This window comes from Mucilaginibacter rigui, assembly GCF_014773275.1.
Classification (GTDB): domain Bacteria; phylum Bacteroidota; class Bacteroidia; order Sphingobacteriales; family Sphingobacteriaceae; genus Mucilaginibacter; species Mucilaginibacter rigui_A.
In genome coordinates, this window is record NZ_JACWMW010000002.1 from 1,088,926 (window position 1) to 1,104,186 (window position 15,261).

Consider the following 15,261-nt stretch of genomic DNA (forward strand, 5'->3'; position numbering starts at 1 on the left):
TTTTTGAAAATCGCTGCCTGTTCAGCAAACCCAATGCAATTTAAACTGAGGTTTCTTTTATTCATACTATTATTATTTGCCGGCACCGTTGCGCGCGCGCAGGTGTGTACAGGTACTTTAGGCGACCCTGTATTTACGCAGGATTTTGGTTCGCCCACAAGAACGGCTACACCGATAGTTACAGGTTATACTTACACTTCAAGTACTTGCCCCAGCGATGGCAGCTACACCATAGCCAACAATACCAGCGCGTGTTTTGGAAACGCATGGCATACCGTTTTGCGTGACCATACCGGCGACCCTGGTGGTTATATGATGATTGTTAATGCCGATGAAACCCCCGGTAAAGAGTTTTTTAAACAAACAACGGATGCGGGGGGATTATGTGAAAAGACTACCTATGAATTTTCGGCGTATGTGATGAACCTCATTTCGCCTAATGGCTCGCATATAAAGCCCAATCTGTCATTTATTATTGAATCACTTGATGGTACTGTTATAAAAAACTATCCTACAGGCGATATACCAGAATCAGCCGGGTCTGATGGATGGGTAAAGTATGGTACATTCTTTAAAACATCACCGGGTGTAACCCAGGTAGTAATAAGGATAGTAAACAATGCTCCCGGCGGCAACGGGAACGACCTTTTGCTGGATGACATCGCCTTTAGGGCATGCGGGCCTGATGTACACGTGAGTTTTTCGGGCGACGTATCAGTTATCGAAAAAAGTGTTTGTGTGGGTAGCCCGGCTACTTACCATTTAACCACACCACAAATAACCGCATATGATCATCCACGTTATCAATGGCAGGTAAATGATGGTACCGGATGGAGCGACATCCCCGGGGCAACAAATTCGTTTTATGATGTTGTTCTTCCTGCAAATACCCCGGTCGGCGCGTATCAATACAAAATTGGCCTGGCCGAGGGGGATAATATAACATCTTTAAAGTGCCGCGCTTATTCCAATCCGGTTACCATTAATATCACTTCCTATCCCGACCCGCCTGCACCTACAGCCTCACCAATATGCGAAGGCGAACAACTTACCTTAACAGCATCGGGAGGGGCTACCTATAAATGGAACGGGCCGGGGATATCTGAGACCTCTCAGAATCCTCTTATCATACCTCATGTAACCATAGCTAATCAAGGCCAGTACCATGTAGAGGTAATATCCGCTGCCGGTTGCTCAACATTCCGCAATGTAGATGTTACCGTTAACCCCAAACCCATTGTTACTGTAGGCCAGGTGCTGCCAGTTTGCAGGGGCAACGGTATCCAAGTAGCAGCATCTGTAGATGATGTTAGCTTATATACTTATAGCTGGTTACCGGCTGCGGGCTTGTCAGATGCAAACGTTTATAACCCAATTGCCAGTCCCGATAATTCAACACTGTATACTGTTACGGTAACCAATAAAATTACTAACTGCTTTAATACGGCACAGGTGCAGGTTAATGTGCTTGATGTGCCGGTAGCTCATGCGGGTAACGATAAAAAGATCTTCGAGGGGCAATCCATCAAACTTGATGGCAGCGCAGAAGGAAACGTAACTTATTCATGGTCGCCGCCTGATTACCTGGACGATCCGCATTCTCCAACCCCCATTGCCACTCCACCGCATAATATGCCTTATTTACTTACAGTAACATCGGCCAACGGCTGCGGTATAAATACAGATGAGGTGTTTATAAGGGTTTTCCAAAAAATAGTTATTCCAAGCACATTTACGCCCAATAACGATGGTGTGAACGATATATGGAATATTGAAGCTTTAGAAACGTACCCGCAAAGCACTATATCTGTTTATACCCGTAACGGTAAACAGGTGTTTCAAAGCCGGGGTTATGGTAAACCATGGGATGGAAAACTCAACGGAACCCTGCTTCCGGCTGGTACCTACTACTATGTTATCGATCTGGAAAATGGTATGCCGAATATGTCGGGCTGGGTGCTGCTGGTAAGGTAAATTAAAATTTAATGAACTTATCCATCTGCTCGTTAGTGTAGCGCAGCGTGTCTTCGGCAGTAAGGTTGCCATTGCTGTCCATCTCTTTACGGATAGATGCGATATGGATCTTGAGCGGCATAACATGCAGGTTAAGGTAATGGCAAACACCCGTAAAATGATCTATGCCCCGTATGTTGCCATACTTGCCCGATGAGAGGCCAACAAGTGCGGCTTTCTTATCATAAAAACTTTCGGGGAAGCTGCACGCATCAACAAAAACCTTTAAAACGCCGGGGTAACTGCCGTTATACTCGGGTATTACAAACAAAAATTTATCAGTAGCGGTAATAATGTCCTGGATTTGAGCGAAGGCTTCGCTGCGTTTGCCATACAGGTCGGTTTCAATTAAGTTGGGGGGGAGTTGGGCCAGCGATAGCAGGTTGGTTTCCATGCCCTTTGCGGCAAGTTGCTTTTGATAATATTGTGCAAGTTGCAGGGTTGAACTTCCGGGGCGGTTGGTAGATGCTATGATGGTGACCATTTTTATTTAGTAATGAGTGAGCTGGTGAATTAGTGATTGAAAAGTAAGTTGTGCTAATCTTAACTGGCTGTTTTTAAGCCAAAAAAATCACTAATTCACTAAATCAATAACTCACTAATTGCCGTTCACAAATGTTTGTAAGTTGGCAAAACTGTTAATTTCTCAATTGTTTAAATCCGTATCTTTAGCGGCGGATAAATAAACAGTACAAACATAGAAATTTCTAACCCTGTTTTACGTTTCAAATAAACCGCAGATATAAATTTTTTGGAGATACAGAATGAGTAAAATTATTGCTTTAGCCAATCAAAAAGGTGGCGTTGGGAAAACTACATCATCAATAAACCTTGCCGCGAGTTTAGCAGTACTGGAATACAGGACCTTACTGGTAGATGCCGACCCGCAGGCTAACTCAACATCGGGTATTGGGTTCGATCCACGTAACATTAAGAATAGTATTTACGAGTGTATCATCAATGATATTAACCCGCACGATGCCATCCAAAAGACCGACACGCCAAACCTTGACCTGCTGCCAGCGCATATAGACCTGGTTGGTGCCGAAATTGAAATGATAAACCTTACAAACCGCGAGTATAAAATGAAAGCGGTTTTAGAGAGCATTCGCGATGAGTACGATTTTATCATCATAGATTGCTCGCCATCATTAGGTTTAATTACCATTAACGCTTTAACCGCTGCCGATTCTGTGATCATCCCGGTGCAATGCGAGTATTTTGCATTAGAAGGTTTGGGCAAATTATTAAACACGATAAAAATTGTACAATCGCGCCTGAATACGCAGCTACAGATAGAAGGCATATTGCTTACCATGTATGATGTGCGTTTAAGACTTTCAAACCAGGTGGTTGATGAGGTGCGTACGCATTTTGAAGACATGGTTTTTGATACCATTATACAGCGTAACACCCGTTTAAGCGAGGCGCCAAGCTTTGGTATATCGGTAATTATGCACGATGCAAACTGTAAGGGTGCAGTAAACTATCTAAACCTTGCCCGCGAGATAATCCGCAAGAACGGTTTGGTGAGTAACGAAGAACTGGCTACAACAGTAACAGCTTAATTAAATTATGAGTGCAGAAAAAAGAAACGCACTGGGGAAAGGGCTAAGCGCATTGCTTAACGATTCGCCAAGCGTACTTCCATATAAGAATACTAATACCAGTGATAAGGTAAACGCGAGCTCGGTTTCTGAGCTTGATAGCCTTGGCTCAGTTAACGAGATAAAATTAAGCGAGATAGAGGTTAACCCTTTTCAGCCCCGTACCGAGTTTGATGAGCAGGCCCTTGCCGATCTATCAGCCTCTATAAAGTTGCAAGGGTTAATACAGCCTATCACCGTACGTAAGGTTAGCGCGCATGCTTACCAGTTAATATCGGGCGAGCGCAGGTTGCGTGCATCAAAAATGGCGGGCCTTACCCAGATCCCCGCTTATGTACGTACGGCCAATGACCAGCAAATGCTGGAGATGGCATTGATTGAAAACATACAGCGCGAAAACCTTAATGCTATAGAGGTTGCCCTGAGCTTTCAGCGGATGATAGATGAGTGCAGCCTTAAGCAGGAAGAACTGGGCGATCGCGTAAGCAAAAACCGGTCTACCGTTACCAACTACCTGCGATTGCTGAAACTACCGCCCACCATACAGGCATCCTTACGTGATGGCGCCATTTCTATGGGCCATGCAAAGGCTTTGTTAGCGGTTGAAGACCCAACCATTCAGCTTTACATCCATCAGCAGATTATTAAGAACGAACTGTCGGTACGTAAGGTAGAAGAGATGGGGCGGGATATTCAGAAAGCTCCTCAAAAGAAAGAAGGAAAACAACCCGAAACACTATCATACCAGCTGCAAAAGGTTGAGGATGACCTGGCATCGAGGTTTAGCACAAAGGTTAAGCTTAAAGTTAATAGCCAGGGCAATGGAAGCATAGAAATTCCGTTCTTATCCGAAGACGATCTGGGCCGTATACTTGAAATGCTGGATTGGTAGATCTATATATGCTTAAACGATTTTTAACAACTGTGCTTTTTTTAAGTTTCGCCTTTTTTGCAATGGGCCAAACGCCCGATACCGTAGCGGCCAAAGCTAAAACCGATACGGTTGTAAAAAAAATTGATACGGTTAGGCGATCATCATTTGCACCTAAAATAAAAAAAGAGAAGGAGTACCACCCGGATAGCACGCATAGCCCTAAACTTGCCGTAAAACGTTCGTTATTTATACCGGGTTGGGGGCAGTATTATAACAAGGAGTTATGGTATTTAAAAGTACCTGCAATTTATATAGGCCTGGGCTTTTTAGGTAACGCAATTATTGTAAACCAAAAGCAATACAAGATTTTTACTGCACTGGCTAAAATAACCCGGACAGGTGGGATACCAGAAAAAAGCAACCCGCTTTATTCATCGTATCTGAAATATAAGAAAGAGTATGACTTGTATGTTGTTCAATACAACGTATCAAATACTGATCTTGAAAGTGCAGCAAATGGGTATCAGCGTAATTTTCAAATAAGCATACTGGGTGTAATAGCTGTTTGGGGTGTGCAGGCTGTTGAGGCGTATATTACAGCCAAGTTTATTAATGCCTATACGGTAGATAATAACCTGTCATTTAAGGTTAGCCCAACCTTAATGGGGGGGCAACAGCAGCCTATGTATGCTTCAAATTTTAACAGTGCGTTTATTCCGGGGATAAAAATTACCTTTACGCTTTAAAATAAATACAAAGCATTTAGCTAATAAATTTTATCAATGAAAATAGCGTTGTTAGGTTACGGAAAAATGGGCAAAATAATCGAGAAGATAGCCCACGATCGTAAGCACGAAATTGTATTAAAAATAGATTACAGCAACCTTGACGAACTGACCGAGGAAAACCTTCAGAAAGCCGACGTGGCCATCGAGTTCAGCACCCCATCAACCGTTTTAGGGAATATTGAAAAATGCTTTAAGGCAGGCGTGCCTGTTGTTGTTGGTACCACAGGCTGGCACCACGAAATTGCGCAGATAAAAGAACAATGCGAATACCACGGAGGATCGCTGATACATGCTACCAACTTTAGCGTTGGGGTTAATATATTTTTCCACGTAAACAAAATACTGGCCCGGCTGATGAATAACTACCCGTACTATGATGTACAGGTAGAAGAGATCCACCACACGCAAAAGCTCGATTCGCCAAGCGGTACCGCCATTACTATTGCCGAGGGGATCATAGAAAACCTTGACAGCAAAAAAGAATGGAAGAACGTTTTGGTAAGCGATGACAAGCCCGACGATGAAGTTGTTGCCACTAACGAAGTGCTTATCGAATCATTACGTATCGAGAACGTACCCGGCACCCACACCGTAATTTACGATTCTGAAATAGATACCATTGAATTTAAGCACACAGCCCACAACCGTAACGGGTTTGCATTAGGCGCCGTACTTGCTGCCGAATGGGTAAAAGATAAAAAAGGCTTTTATTCGGTTGAAGATATGTTTGATTTTAATAAATAGTAATTAATTTACTGCCCCAATAATTAAGTAATGAACTGGAAATTCTGGAATAAAAATAAATCTAAGGATAAAGCAAAGAAAAAAAAGAGCGCAGCCCGCGAATGGACTGATGCTATCATCTTTGCTGTTGTTGCCGCAACCCTTATCCGCACACTTTTTATAGAGGCGTACACCATACCAACCCCATCAATGGAGCGCTCGCTTTTAGTGGGCGATTTTTTGTTTGTAAGCAAGGTTAACTATGGTGCCCGCACCCCTATGACGCCAATTGCCTTCCCTTTTGCGCATCATACTATGCCAATATTAGGTACCAAGGCTTATTGGGATGGTGTTAAATTGCCCTACTATCGTTTACCCGGTTTAAGCGAAGTTAAAAAAGGAGATGTGGTTGTGTTTAACTACCCTATGGAGGCCGACTCGCCCTATTTCAGGCCGGTTGATAAACGGGAGAATTATATTAAACGCTGCCAGGGTGCGCCCGGCGATACAATTAGCCTCATTAATGCACAGGTATATGTAAATGGCAAAGCCGCACCAAACCCTCCGGGCGAACAAACTGACTATACGGTTACCACTAACGGAACGGACATAAACCCGCAGATCTACTCAGATCTTAATGTGTCGTTATATGATAATGTTGGCGCTCCTACCATGACCAAGGAGAGTGCTTTAAAATTGAAAGCTTATTCAAACATAAAGGCTATTACACCAAATTATAAACCTGCCGGTATTGCCGATCCGATGAACCCGGTGTTCCCGGCAGCGTATCCCAAATACAAGCTTTACGCTACGAATAAAGATTTTGACTGGAATGTTGATAACTACGGCCCTATCATCATCCCTAAAAAAGGCTGGACAGTAAAGCTTGATAGTTTAACCATGCCTGTTTACGGCCGTGCAATTGAAGTGTACGAGGGTAATAAGCTGCAGATTAAAGATGGCAAGGTATTTATCAATGATAAAGAGGCTGCTACCTATACCTTTAAAATGAATTACTACTGGATGATGGGCGATAACCGCCATGATAGCGCCGATTCGCGCTACTGGGGTTTTGTGCCCGAAGATCATATAGTAGGTAAAGCCCTGTTTGTATGGATGAGCTGGGATGATAATGCATCGTTCTTCAGCAAAATTCGCTGGAGCAGGTTGTTTATGGGCATACACTAATTTCCCTTAGGATATTGAAGCCCCATTTGTAGAGTGGGGCTTTTTTTATAACCCACGCGTCATTGCGAGGAGCGTAGCGACGTGGCAATCTTCGACATGCTTATCGCCGACTTTTCTATCGAAGATTGCTACGCTACGCTCAATGACGCGTGGAGAGAGTATTACCTATTCCCCAATGTACTTTAACCCAACAATCCCCCTTGCGTTATCAATCATTTTGATCATCTGGCGAGACATTTCATGTGTAATAACAGGGCTTTCAGTTTTGCCGGCTTTTAATAACTCCACAAAATGGGCTATTTCGTAATTTAAACCTCCGGCTGTAAATGGTTCATCAATTTCTACGGTGCGGCCATCAAGATAGCTGATGGTAGCTTTTGCCGGGTTCCACCAGTTTTTGTGGATGGTGACATGGCCGATGGTGCCACAAATTAAAGCATCACCCTTGCCATGCAGATCGAAACCGCCATACAACTGGGCATATCCATTTTGGTGCCTGGTTTGAAAAATACTGAACATATCTATTTCCATCCCGCTGAAGCGGCCCATGGCCTGTACTTCTTCGGTATTGCCCAGCCAGTCTATGGCTAAAAAAGCTTCGTAAATACCTATCTGCATTAAAGCGCCGCCTGCAAGTGCATGGCTAAAATTTGGGTGGTCGCAGCTGATATCTGCAACGGATGAACCCGCCCGTACATACCCCACCGGGCCTATCGGGTCTACGGCTAAATATTTCTTTAATTTCTTATAAAGCGGGTAAAAGGGCGGTTTCATGCCCTCCATAAACAAAATATTTTTTGCCTTGGCTATGTCAAGCACTTCCTGTAGTTGCGGCAGGTTCAGGGTAGCGGGTTTTTCGCACAATACAGGTTTACCGGCATTAAAGGCTTTTATGGTATAAGCCGCATGGGTATCGGGCAGGGTGGCTATGTAAACGGCATCTATGTCGCTTGCAAGCAATTCATCAGCGCTATTGCAGGCTTTGCCGCCATATTGGTTAATAAAGGCCTCTACGGTCTCTATTCTGCGCGAATAAGCAGCAGCCAGCACATTGCCATGCAGTGCGTTTAAGCCTTGCATAAAACGGTGCGCAATACGCCCGCAGCCAATGATGCCCCATTTGGTCATAGTATAAAGTCTTAAGTCCAGAGCCTTTAGTCAGAAGTTAAAAATGCGATTTAGTTTCCAATAAAAAAGCCTTAAGCTGATATTTCAACTTAAGGCTTTTCTGACTAAAGACTTTCGACTTGTTATTGGTATTGGATATAAATTGGGTACGGGCTGTATCTTGATAATACCTCTTGTGGTGTTAACATGTGATGAGGTGCTTTCTTAATGTCGTTTTTATAGAACAATTTAAAGCCTGTGAACTGTACCGGCTCCTGGTTAATAAAGTAACGGTAGGTGCCGGTTTTCAGGTCGGGTTCGCCCCAGCCGTCCATATCCATCACCACCTGTACCTCGGGGCGCAATTTTATATTTTTATAGTTGGTTACCATTTTCTTTGTAAAACGGTGTACTATCAAAATTTTTGGCGGCAGGCCGTTCTTTTTAACAATGTTGGCTAAGTAGCCCGATACGTAGTTAACGTCGGCAGCATCATAGGTGCCAATTTTTTTACCCGGTTTGCTGCCATCCTTCATGGAAAACTCAGGGTCCATACCAAAGTGCACCTGTGGCATTTTTAGGTATTTTTCAAATAAAGGCAACTCAGCCTGTATGGTGCTTAAGGCTACCTGCACATCTAAAAACACAATAGCATGTGCTTTTTTAGCCAGTACCAATACGCTGTCAATTTGTTTAAACGGCATGCGGTAACGGTATTTGCCATCTTTACCACCATCGCCCTGCGCAACTACGGCTATGTAGTGTAAGGCAGGTTGTACAGGCGTTTTAGGGTCGGCTTTTTCCCAGTTCTTTACTTCGCCCTTTAGTTTGGCAAGCATTTCGTTTGGCGGCAATTCGCCAAGGATGCCCATTTTTTTAGAGTATAGGTTACCGTAAAAAGATACCACACGCTTAAATGGCAAAATAGCGCCACCCACCGGGTAAGGCTGATTTTTTACCGGCCATCTGCCGCTGGTATCAGTATGGGCGTTAAATTTCAGTAACGAATCGTACAGTTTTTTATCAACCGGCGGGTAAGATGATTTTACAACGCTTAGGGTATCGGCTTCTTCGCCTTTGGCTTTTGCGGTGGTATCGCCGGCTTTTTTATCTGCTGTTTTACCGCCACTGTTGCTTTTGCAAGCAGGTAATAATGCTACCGAACCTAATACGATCAGTGCTGAGAAAAATACGCTTTTTAATTTCATAGATAGATGGAGGTATTTGAGTGTGTGTGGTTAAATATAATGCTTGTTAATATAATTATTGTATCCGGTTAGCTTTTATTTTTATAAAATTTACCAAATACGCCCAGCGGCAATTTAGAGCCTGCTGTAGCCTGCAGGTATAATTCGCCAATTTCCAGGTTTTCAACTTTAGGGTACGCGTTTTTGATCAGGTTTTCAATAATTACCGATGAAAAACCAAGTGAGTAAGTATTGAGTATCAGGAAGTGTTCTTCCGGATCAAGCAACTGCATTACATCGCTCATCATCTCGTTGATGTTATCTTCCAGTTTCCACTTTTCGCCATTGGGCCCGTTGCCGTAAGCGGGCGGGTCAAGGATGATGCCGTTGTAGGTTTTACCGCGCTTTACCTCGCGCTTTACAAACTTCAGGGCATCCTCAACCATCCAGCGGATATCCTTTAACCCCGATAACTCCTGGTTTTCGTTGGCCCAGGTAACTACTTGTTTAATAGAATCAACGTGCGTGGTATCGGCACCTGCCGCTTTGGCAATTAACGATGCTCCGCCGGTATAGGCAAACAGGTTAAGCACCTTTGGTGTTAGTGTTTTAAACTTTTTGATGTTGCCTGATATATAATCCCAGTTAACGGCCTGCTCAGGGAAAATACCCAGGTGCTTAAACGACGTTAACCCCAGACGGAATTTTATAGCTACATCGTTGTTCTTGTATTCAATGTGCCAGCGATCGGGCGTTTTAGGGTCTTTCTTTACCCAATCGCCCGCGGTTGCGCTGCGGCCTTTAAATTTTATATGGTGCAGGCGCTGCCATTCGGCAGGGCTAAGTGCCTTGCTCCAAACAGCTTGTGGCTCGGGCCGTATTAATATAGTATTGCCAAACCTCTCCAGTTTTTCAAAATCGCCGCAATCAATCAGCTCGTAATCTTTCCAGTGGGTTGGGGTAAGCAGTTGGATCATTTTAAAGTATCAAGTAGTTAGTATCAAGTATCAAGATTTTACAAATATCAGAATTTTAGGCGTCAATGCCGTGTATAATTACTTGATACTTGCTACTCAATACTAACATAACTACAGCTTCTCCCTTGCTGCCTGCATAAACTTGCTGGCGAATACGAAGTCGTTTAGTTCTTTATTATCGGTTTTGGCAATTTCTTTATTGCTGCCTTCCCACCATTTTTGGCCCTGGTGTAAAAATATGATATGGTCGCCAATACCCATTACCGAGTTCATATCATGTGTTACTACAACCGTGGTCATATCATATTCAACAGTAAGGTCGGCAATCAGTTCATCAATCAGGATGGAAGTTTTTGGATCGAGCCCGGAGTTTGGTTCATCCACAAACAAAAACTTTGGCTGCATGGATATGGCGCGGGCTATACCCACACGTTTTTTCATCCCGCCTGATAATTCTGCCGGGTAAAGCTTGTTTTTATCTTTAAGGTTAACCCTTTCCAGGCAAAAGTTGGCCCGGTCGCGTTTTTCGGCTATTGATTGATTGGTGAACAGGTTAAGCGGGAACATAATGTTCTCTTCAACCGTCATGCTATCAAACAGGGCCGAGTTTTGGAAAAGCATCCCTATTTGTGTACGGATAGGCACACGTGCAGTAAAATCCATATCGGTAAAGTTCTCATTCTCAAAAAATACCTTGCCTTTTGTAGGCTCGTGCAGGCCCACAATACATTTTAGCAACGTTGTTTTACCCGAGCCCGAGCCCCCAATAATAAGGTTGTTTTTACCGGTTTGGAAAGTAGCGCTAATGCCTTTAAGTACCTCATTATCACCAAAGGTCTTATAAATATCTTTGATCTCGATCATAGCATCAAACGTGTTATTACAAGGTCGGCAAATAGTATCATAACGCAACTGTAAACTACACCGCGTGTAGCCGATTGCCCAACTTCAAGTGCACCGCCTGATGTATAAAAACCCTGGTATGAGCATATTGATGCTATCAGGAAACCAAAAACGGTAGCTTTAACCAGCGCTACACGTATGGTAAGGCCATCAAAGCCATCAACTACACCGGCAATATAATCAGATGGGGTAATTTCGCTACCGGCAAGGCAGGCAATGTAACCGCCTGTTATACCCAGTGTTATGGATATAATTACCAGCAACGGCACCATGGTAATAGAGGCTAATATTTTAGGGGCTATTAAATAACCCGGCGCGTTAACACCCATTATCTCCAGGGCATCAATTTGCTCGGTTACCCGCATGGTACCAATATTTGATGCAAAGTTTGAGCCCACACGTCCCGCCAGTACCAGTGATGATATGGTTGGGCTAAACTCCAGGATGTTGGAGTCGCGCGATATTTTACCGGCGATACTAAGCGGCACCAAGGGGCTTGCCAGTTGGAAGGCTACCTGTATAGTGGTGGCCGCGCCAATAAATATCGATATAATGCTGATAATGCCCAACGAGCCGATACCTACCGATACCATTTCGCGCATTACCTCGGCCCAATAAACCTTAAATTTTTCCGGCCTTTTAAAACTTAAACCCAGTAATAGTATATATTTTCCTAAACTTTGAAACATCTGCTAATTGTGAAATTCGGTTAAAAATACATTTTTTAATATTAAGGCTATATTGCCTGTTCTAATTCACTTAATTTAATTAGATATTTATTGTATGATACAAACTAAAAACGCCCTTATAACCGGAGCAACCAAAGGCATTGGCCGCGCTGTTTCAATTGCTTTTGCTAAACAAGGAATAAACCTGTCGATTTGTTCTCGTAACGAGCAAGAATTATCTGATTTTAAACAGGAGCTGCATAAAATTAACCCTCAAATTACAGTTGTTACCCTGCTTGCCGATTGCAGTAAGCGCGATGAGGTGATAAATTTTGCCGCATTCACCGAGAAAAAGCTGGGGTTCGTCGACATTATTGTGAATAATGTGGGTATGTACAAGCATGTTTCTATACTTAATGATAGCGGAGATTCTTTCCAAAAACAGATAGATACCAACCTGATGCCATCCTATGAACTGTACCGTTTCTTCGGTAAAAGTATGGTTTCGGTCGGTAAAGGGCATATTTTCAACATATGCTCTGTAGCAGCCCTAAACCCCATAGCAGAGGCGGGTGTATACAGTGTAACTAAGTATGCGTTATTAGGTCTTAATAAGGTAATGAGGCTCGAAATGCAGGGACAAGGTGTTAAAGTAACAGCAATAATCCCGGGGTCAACATTAACAGATTCCTGGAAAGGCATTGAGGTTGACAAAAACACAATGGTGCTCCCGGAGGATGTAGCATCGGCAATAACAAACATATTAAATATGAGCGCCGGTGCAAATGTTGACGAACTGATAATAAAACCTGCACCGGGCCAGATATAGTAACCAAACACTTAAACTAAAAGATAATGGAAAAGAAACTTTACAGAGACGAACAACGCAAAACAGTTGGCGGTGTTTGTGCAGGCTTAGCCGATTACTTCGGCGTTGATGTATCAGTAGTACGGGTAATATTTGTACTGGCTGTATTTTTAAAAGGTATAGGTATACTGCCATACATTGTATTGTGGATAGTATTGCCAAAAAAACCGTTCAATTATACCGACCCTACCTACCAACCGGGCTTTACACCCGGGTTTAACCCTAAATATGGCCAGCCTTTTGGCGATGTAAAGGTTGATTATACCGTGCCGCCTCCGCATACAGTGGGCCAGCCGTTTGGTCAGTACCCTCCGGTTAAAAAAACATCAAACTCGGGTGTAATATTCGGAGTGATATTGATAGCACTTGGATCTATATTTTTACTTGACCAGTTCGACTTTATCCCCGATTGGGACTTTGAAAAACTATGGCCTGTAGTATTGGTAGCAGTTGGTTTAACTTTATTATTTAGTACAAAAAAACAGCCATGGGAAAAAGAAGGCTGGCATGCCGATAAAGATAAAAAGCAGGCCGACTTTAGCGCCGATACCAAAACCGATACAACAGAAGATAAACCAAACGATAACACTCCAACTATATAATCATGAAATACGAAAAAATTATACCGGGCCTGATCCTGGTTCTGTTAGGAACCGTGTTCCTGTTAGATAATTATCATGTAATAGATTTTCGCTGGGGCAATTTATGGCACCTATGGCCCATGTTTTTGATAATGGGTGGTGTAAACCTGGTATTTGCCAACAATAGGGCACCCTGGGCTACAGCCCTTAAAGTAGGGGTAGTTATACTGGGTTTTGGCTTATTAGTATTTGGGCATTTCGAAAACCGCTGGTTTTCTCCTTTCGGCGGCAATTGGCATTTTAATGACAAGGGCTGGTACAAAAATGATGGCGGCGACTACGATGACAACGACGATGATGACAATGATAGCGATAGCACCGGCATTGTAAAAGTTGAAGGCAGCAGCACCTACACCGAGCCATATTCGGCAACCGCAACAGTAGCCAAACTTAACATCAGCGGAGGCGGTACTTTATATACTTTAAAAGATACTACCAACCAACTTTTTACAGCAACTACCCGCGAGCGTTACAACAGGTATGAATATACACATACTATGGAAGGCACCGTACCAGTGCTTGACCTGCACATGAAAGATAAAAAAGGCCATATCCAGTGGGATACTGATAAGGGTAACTCAGCAACCATTAAACTAAATACAAACCCGCAATGGGATATTAATGTAAAAGCAGGCGCAACCGAACTTGATTTTGATCTGGCACCATTTAAGATCAGGAATTTGATCATCAATGGTGGTGCAGCATCATTCCATGTTAAACTTGGCCAGCCTGTTGCCGAAACTAATGTTGAAGTATCAACAGGCGTATCAGAGGTTGAGATAAAAGTGCCTGCAAACGCAGCATGCCGTATCACATCAGACTCGGGCCTGTCATCAACAGAGTTTGACGGGTTTGATAAAAAAGCGGATAATACATACGAAACCCAGGGCTTTGGCGCTGCTACAAACAAAATAGTTATACACTTAAAAGGCGGTATATCTGATTTTAAAGTAATTAAATATTAATTGTTTTATTGCCGGATGGGTTGCACAATGCTTAAATTTGAAGATCATGCAACCATCCGGCAATTTAATTTCTGAACCTACTGCTAACGACCAATATATCATGGTCATCAATGGTAAGCCTGAGGGGCCGTTCAGTATTGAACAATTGCGGGAGCATAAAATTAAACCCAGCGACTTTGTAAAAAATCCGGCGATGGACGATTACAAAGAAGCGCATGAAATAGCTGCTTTAAGGCAGCTATTTGGCTTTAGCAGGAGGCCTTTACCCATGCAATACTTCGGTAGTTTTGACCAGCGCGCAACCGCCGCTGTTATAGACTGGCTGATTGTTTTAGCAGCATTTGTGTTGGCGGCCTTTGTAGTAATGCTTATATTGCTGTTGGCCCTCCCCGGCGATGATAATAAGATGATTCGCATTGGTATTACCATAGGCATTGTGGCACTTACACCCATTGCCAAACTCGTTTACAATATAAAAATGGAAAGTAGCCCCAAACGGGGTACAATTGGCAAGCAACTCATGAAGATCCGCGTATGTGATATTTATGGCGAACAGATAACCACCTCGCAGGCATTAGGGCGTAACCTGGGCAAATACCTGTGTGTAGCCACTTTCTTTATTGGATACCTGATGTGTTTTTTCACTAAAAAACAGCAATGCCTGCATGATATGCTTGCCGAAACCCTGGTGATTAAGGACCGGCTCGACGGATAACCCTCTCCCTTTATCCGCAAATAATTGTTAAAAAGTG

General features: G+C 43.2%; 16 protein-coding genes. 10 read left to right on the forward strand and 6 right to left on the reverse strand.

The features are described from left to right. Positions 1-33 precede the first annotated feature (33 nt). Complete coding sequence (locus IDJ75_RS11855; protein WP_191175830.1) at positions 34-1,974, forward strand: gliding motility-associated C-terminal domain-containing protein; 1,941 nt, start codon at positions 34-36, stop codon at positions 1,972-1,974. Between the two features lies 1 nt (position 1,975). Here IDJ75_RS11855 and IDJ75_RS11860 read toward each other — a convergent pair whose 3' ends face one another. Then, entirely contained in the window at positions 1,976-2,497 is a 522-nt protein-coding gene (locus tag IDJ75_RS11860) for an NADPH-dependent FMN reductase (protein WP_191175831.1), read from the reverse strand. A 280-nt stretch (positions 2,498-2,777) separates the two neighbouring features. On the opposite strand from IDJ75_RS11860, the gene IDJ75_RS11865 reads away from it, so the two are divergent. The 5 genes from IDJ75_RS11865 to lepB are packed head-to-tail and all read left to right on the forward strand — an operon-like array spanning position 2,778 to position 7,193. Beyond that, the gene (locus tag IDJ75_RS11865; RefSeq protein WP_191175832.1) at positions 2,778-3,581 is read left to right on the forward strand and encodes a ParA family protein; all 804 of its coding nucleotides are present in this window, start codon (positions 2,778-2,780) and stop codon (positions 3,579-3,581) included. A 7-nt stretch (positions 3,582-3,588) separates the two neighbouring features. Beyond that, entirely contained in the window at positions 3,589-4,512 is a 924-nt protein-coding gene (locus IDJ75_RS11870) for a ParB/RepB/Spo0J family partition protein (RefSeq protein ID WP_191175833.1), read from the forward strand. Positions 4,513-4,544: 32 nt separating this feature from the next. Further along, a complete protein-coding gene (locus tag IDJ75_RS11875) occupies positions 4,545-5,240 on the forward strand; it encodes a DUF5683 domain-containing protein (protein ID WP_191175834.1) in 696 nt (231 codons plus the stop codon). A gap of 36 nt (positions 5,241-5,276) precedes the next feature. Further along, positions 5,277-6,026, forward strand: coding sequence for a 4-hydroxy-tetrahydrodipicolinate reductase (gene dapB / locus IDJ75_RS11880; protein WP_191175835.1), 750 nt, complete (start codon positions 5,277-5,279; stop codon positions 6,024-6,026). Positions 6,027-6,056: 30 nt separating this feature from the next. Then, a complete protein-coding gene (gene lepB / locus IDJ75_RS11885) occupies positions 6,057-7,193 on the forward strand; it encodes a signal peptidase I (RefSeq protein WP_191175836.1) in 1,137 nt (378 codons plus the stop codon). Positions 7,194-7,358: 165 nt separating this feature from the next. Here lepB and IDJ75_RS11890 read toward each other — a convergent pair whose 3' ends face one another. From IDJ75_RS11890 to IDJ75_RS11910, 5 genes are all read right to left on the reverse strand, one after another. After that, positions 7,359-8,321 carry a Gfo/Idh/MocA family protein gene (locus IDJ75_RS11890; protein WP_191175837.1) on the reverse strand — a complete coding sequence of 321 codons (963 nt, stop codon included), beginning with the start codon at positions 8,319-8,321 and terminating at the stop codon, positions 7,359-7,361. A 122-nt stretch (positions 8,322-8,443) separates the two neighbouring features. Continuing rightward, the gene (locus IDJ75_RS11895; RefSeq protein ID WP_191175838.1) at positions 8,444-9,508 is read right to left on the reverse strand and encodes a hypothetical protein; all 1,065 of its coding nucleotides are present in this window, start codon (positions 9,506-9,508) and stop codon (positions 8,444-8,446) included. 68 nt (positions 9,509-9,576) lie between these two features. Further along, positions 9,577-10,464 carry a class I SAM-dependent methyltransferase gene (locus tag IDJ75_RS11900; protein ID WP_191175839.1) on the reverse strand — a complete coding sequence of 296 codons (888 nt, stop codon included), beginning with the start codon at positions 10,462-10,464 and terminating at the stop codon, positions 9,577-9,579. A 111-nt stretch (positions 10,465-10,575) separates the two neighbouring features. Beyond that, positions 10,576-11,328 (reverse strand): ABC transporter ATP-binding protein, encoded by a 753-nt coding sequence (locus IDJ75_RS11905; RefSeq protein ID WP_191175840.1) that lies wholly within the window; start codon positions 11,326-11,328, stop codon positions 10,576-10,578. Further along, positions 11,325-12,056 carry an MlaE family ABC transporter permease gene (locus IDJ75_RS11910; protein WP_191175841.1) on the reverse strand — a complete coding sequence of 244 codons (732 nt, stop codon included), beginning with the start codon at positions 12,054-12,056 and terminating at the stop codon, positions 11,325-11,327. The genes IDJ75_RS11905 and IDJ75_RS11910 overlap by 4 nt, the downstream gene beginning before the upstream one ends. A 94-nt stretch (positions 12,057-12,150) precedes the next feature. On the opposite strand from IDJ75_RS11910, the gene IDJ75_RS11915 reads away from it, so the two are divergent. Genes IDJ75_RS11915 through IDJ75_RS11930 form a run of 4 tightly spaced genes read left to right on the forward strand, consistent with a single transcriptional unit; the run spans position 12,151 to position 15,224 of the window. Continuing rightward, positions 12,151-12,864, forward strand: a complete 714-nt coding sequence (locus IDJ75_RS11915) for an SDR family oxidoreductase (RefSeq protein WP_191175842.1) — start codon at positions 12,151-12,153, stop codon at positions 12,862-12,864. A 26-nt stretch (positions 12,865-12,890) separates the two neighbouring features. Continuing rightward, entirely contained in the window at positions 12,891-13,505 is a 615-nt protein-coding gene (locus tag IDJ75_RS11920) for a PspC domain-containing protein (protein WP_191175843.1), read from the forward strand. Between the two features lie 2 nt (positions 13,506-13,507). Then, on the forward strand, positions 13,508-14,509 hold the full coding sequence (locus tag IDJ75_RS11925) for a LiaI-LiaF-like domain-containing protein (RefSeq protein ID WP_191175844.1): 1,002 nt from the start codon (positions 13,508-13,510) through the stop codon (positions 14,507-14,509). A gap of 46 nt (positions 14,510-14,555) precedes the next feature. Beyond that, the gene (locus IDJ75_RS11930; RefSeq protein ID WP_191175845.1) at positions 14,556-15,224 is read left to right on the forward strand and encodes an RDD family protein; all 669 of its coding nucleotides are present in this window, start codon (positions 14,556-14,558) and stop codon (positions 15,222-15,224) included. Positions 15,225-15,261: the final 37 nt, after the last annotated feature.

Excerpts from the sequence above, each read along its gene's own strand:
- IDJ75_RS11920 (WP_191175843.1), top strand. The coding sequence starts at position 12,891 with ATGGAAAAGAAACTTTACAGAGACGAACAACGCAAAACAGTTGGCGGT.
- lepB (WP_191175836.1), top strand. The coding sequence starts at position 6,057 with ATGAACTGGAAATTCTGGAATAAAAATAAATCTAAGGATAAAGCAAAG.
- IDJ75_RS11925 (WP_191175844.1), top strand. The coding sequence starts at position 13,508 with ATGAAATACGAAAAAATTATACCGGGCCTGATCCTGGTTCTGTTAGGA.
- IDJ75_RS11900 (WP_191175839.1), bottom strand. The coding sequence starts at position 10,464 with ATGATCCAACTGCTTACCCCAACCCACTGGAAAGATTACGAGCTGATT.
- IDJ75_RS11855 (WP_191175830.1), top strand. The coding sequence starts at position 34 with ATGCAATTTAAACTGAGGTTTCTTTTATTCATACTATTATTATTTGCC.
- dapB (WP_191175835.1), top strand. The coding sequence starts at position 5,277 with ATGAAAATAGCGTTGTTAGGTTACGGAAAAATGGGCAAAATAATCGAG.
- IDJ75_RS11865 (WP_191175832.1), top strand. The coding sequence starts at position 2,778 with ATGAGTAAAATTATTGCTTTAGCCAATCAAAAAGGTGGCGTTGGGAAA.
- IDJ75_RS11860 (WP_191175831.1), bottom strand. The coding sequence starts at position 2,497 with ATGGTCACCATCATAGCATCTACCAACCGCCCCGGAAGTTCAACCCTG.
- IDJ75_RS11870 (WP_191175833.1), top strand. The coding sequence starts at position 3,589 with ATGAGTGCAGAAAAAAGAAACGCACTGGGGAAAGGGCTAAGCGCATTG.
- IDJ75_RS11905 (WP_191175840.1), bottom strand. The coding sequence starts at position 11,328 with ATGATCGAGATCAAAGATATTTATAAGACCTTTGGTGATAATGAGGTA.
- IDJ75_RS11915 (WP_191175842.1), top strand. The coding sequence starts at position 12,151 with ATGATACAAACTAAAAACGCCCTTATAACCGGAGCAACCAAAGGCATT.
- IDJ75_RS11895 (WP_191175838.1), bottom strand. The coding sequence starts at position 9,508 with ATGAAATTAAAAAGCGTATTTTTCTCAGCACTGATCGTATTAGGTTCG.
- IDJ75_RS11910 (WP_191175841.1), bottom strand. The coding sequence starts at position 12,056 with ATGTTTCAAAGTTTAGGAAAATATATACTATTACTGGGTTTAAGTTTT.
- IDJ75_RS11890 (WP_191175837.1), bottom strand. The coding sequence starts at position 8,321 with ATGACCAAATGGGGCATCATTGGCTGCGGGCGTATTGCGCACCGTTTT.
- IDJ75_RS11930 (WP_191175845.1), top strand. The coding sequence starts at position 14,556 with ATGCAACCATCCGGCAATTTAATTTCTGAACCTACTGCTAACGACCAA.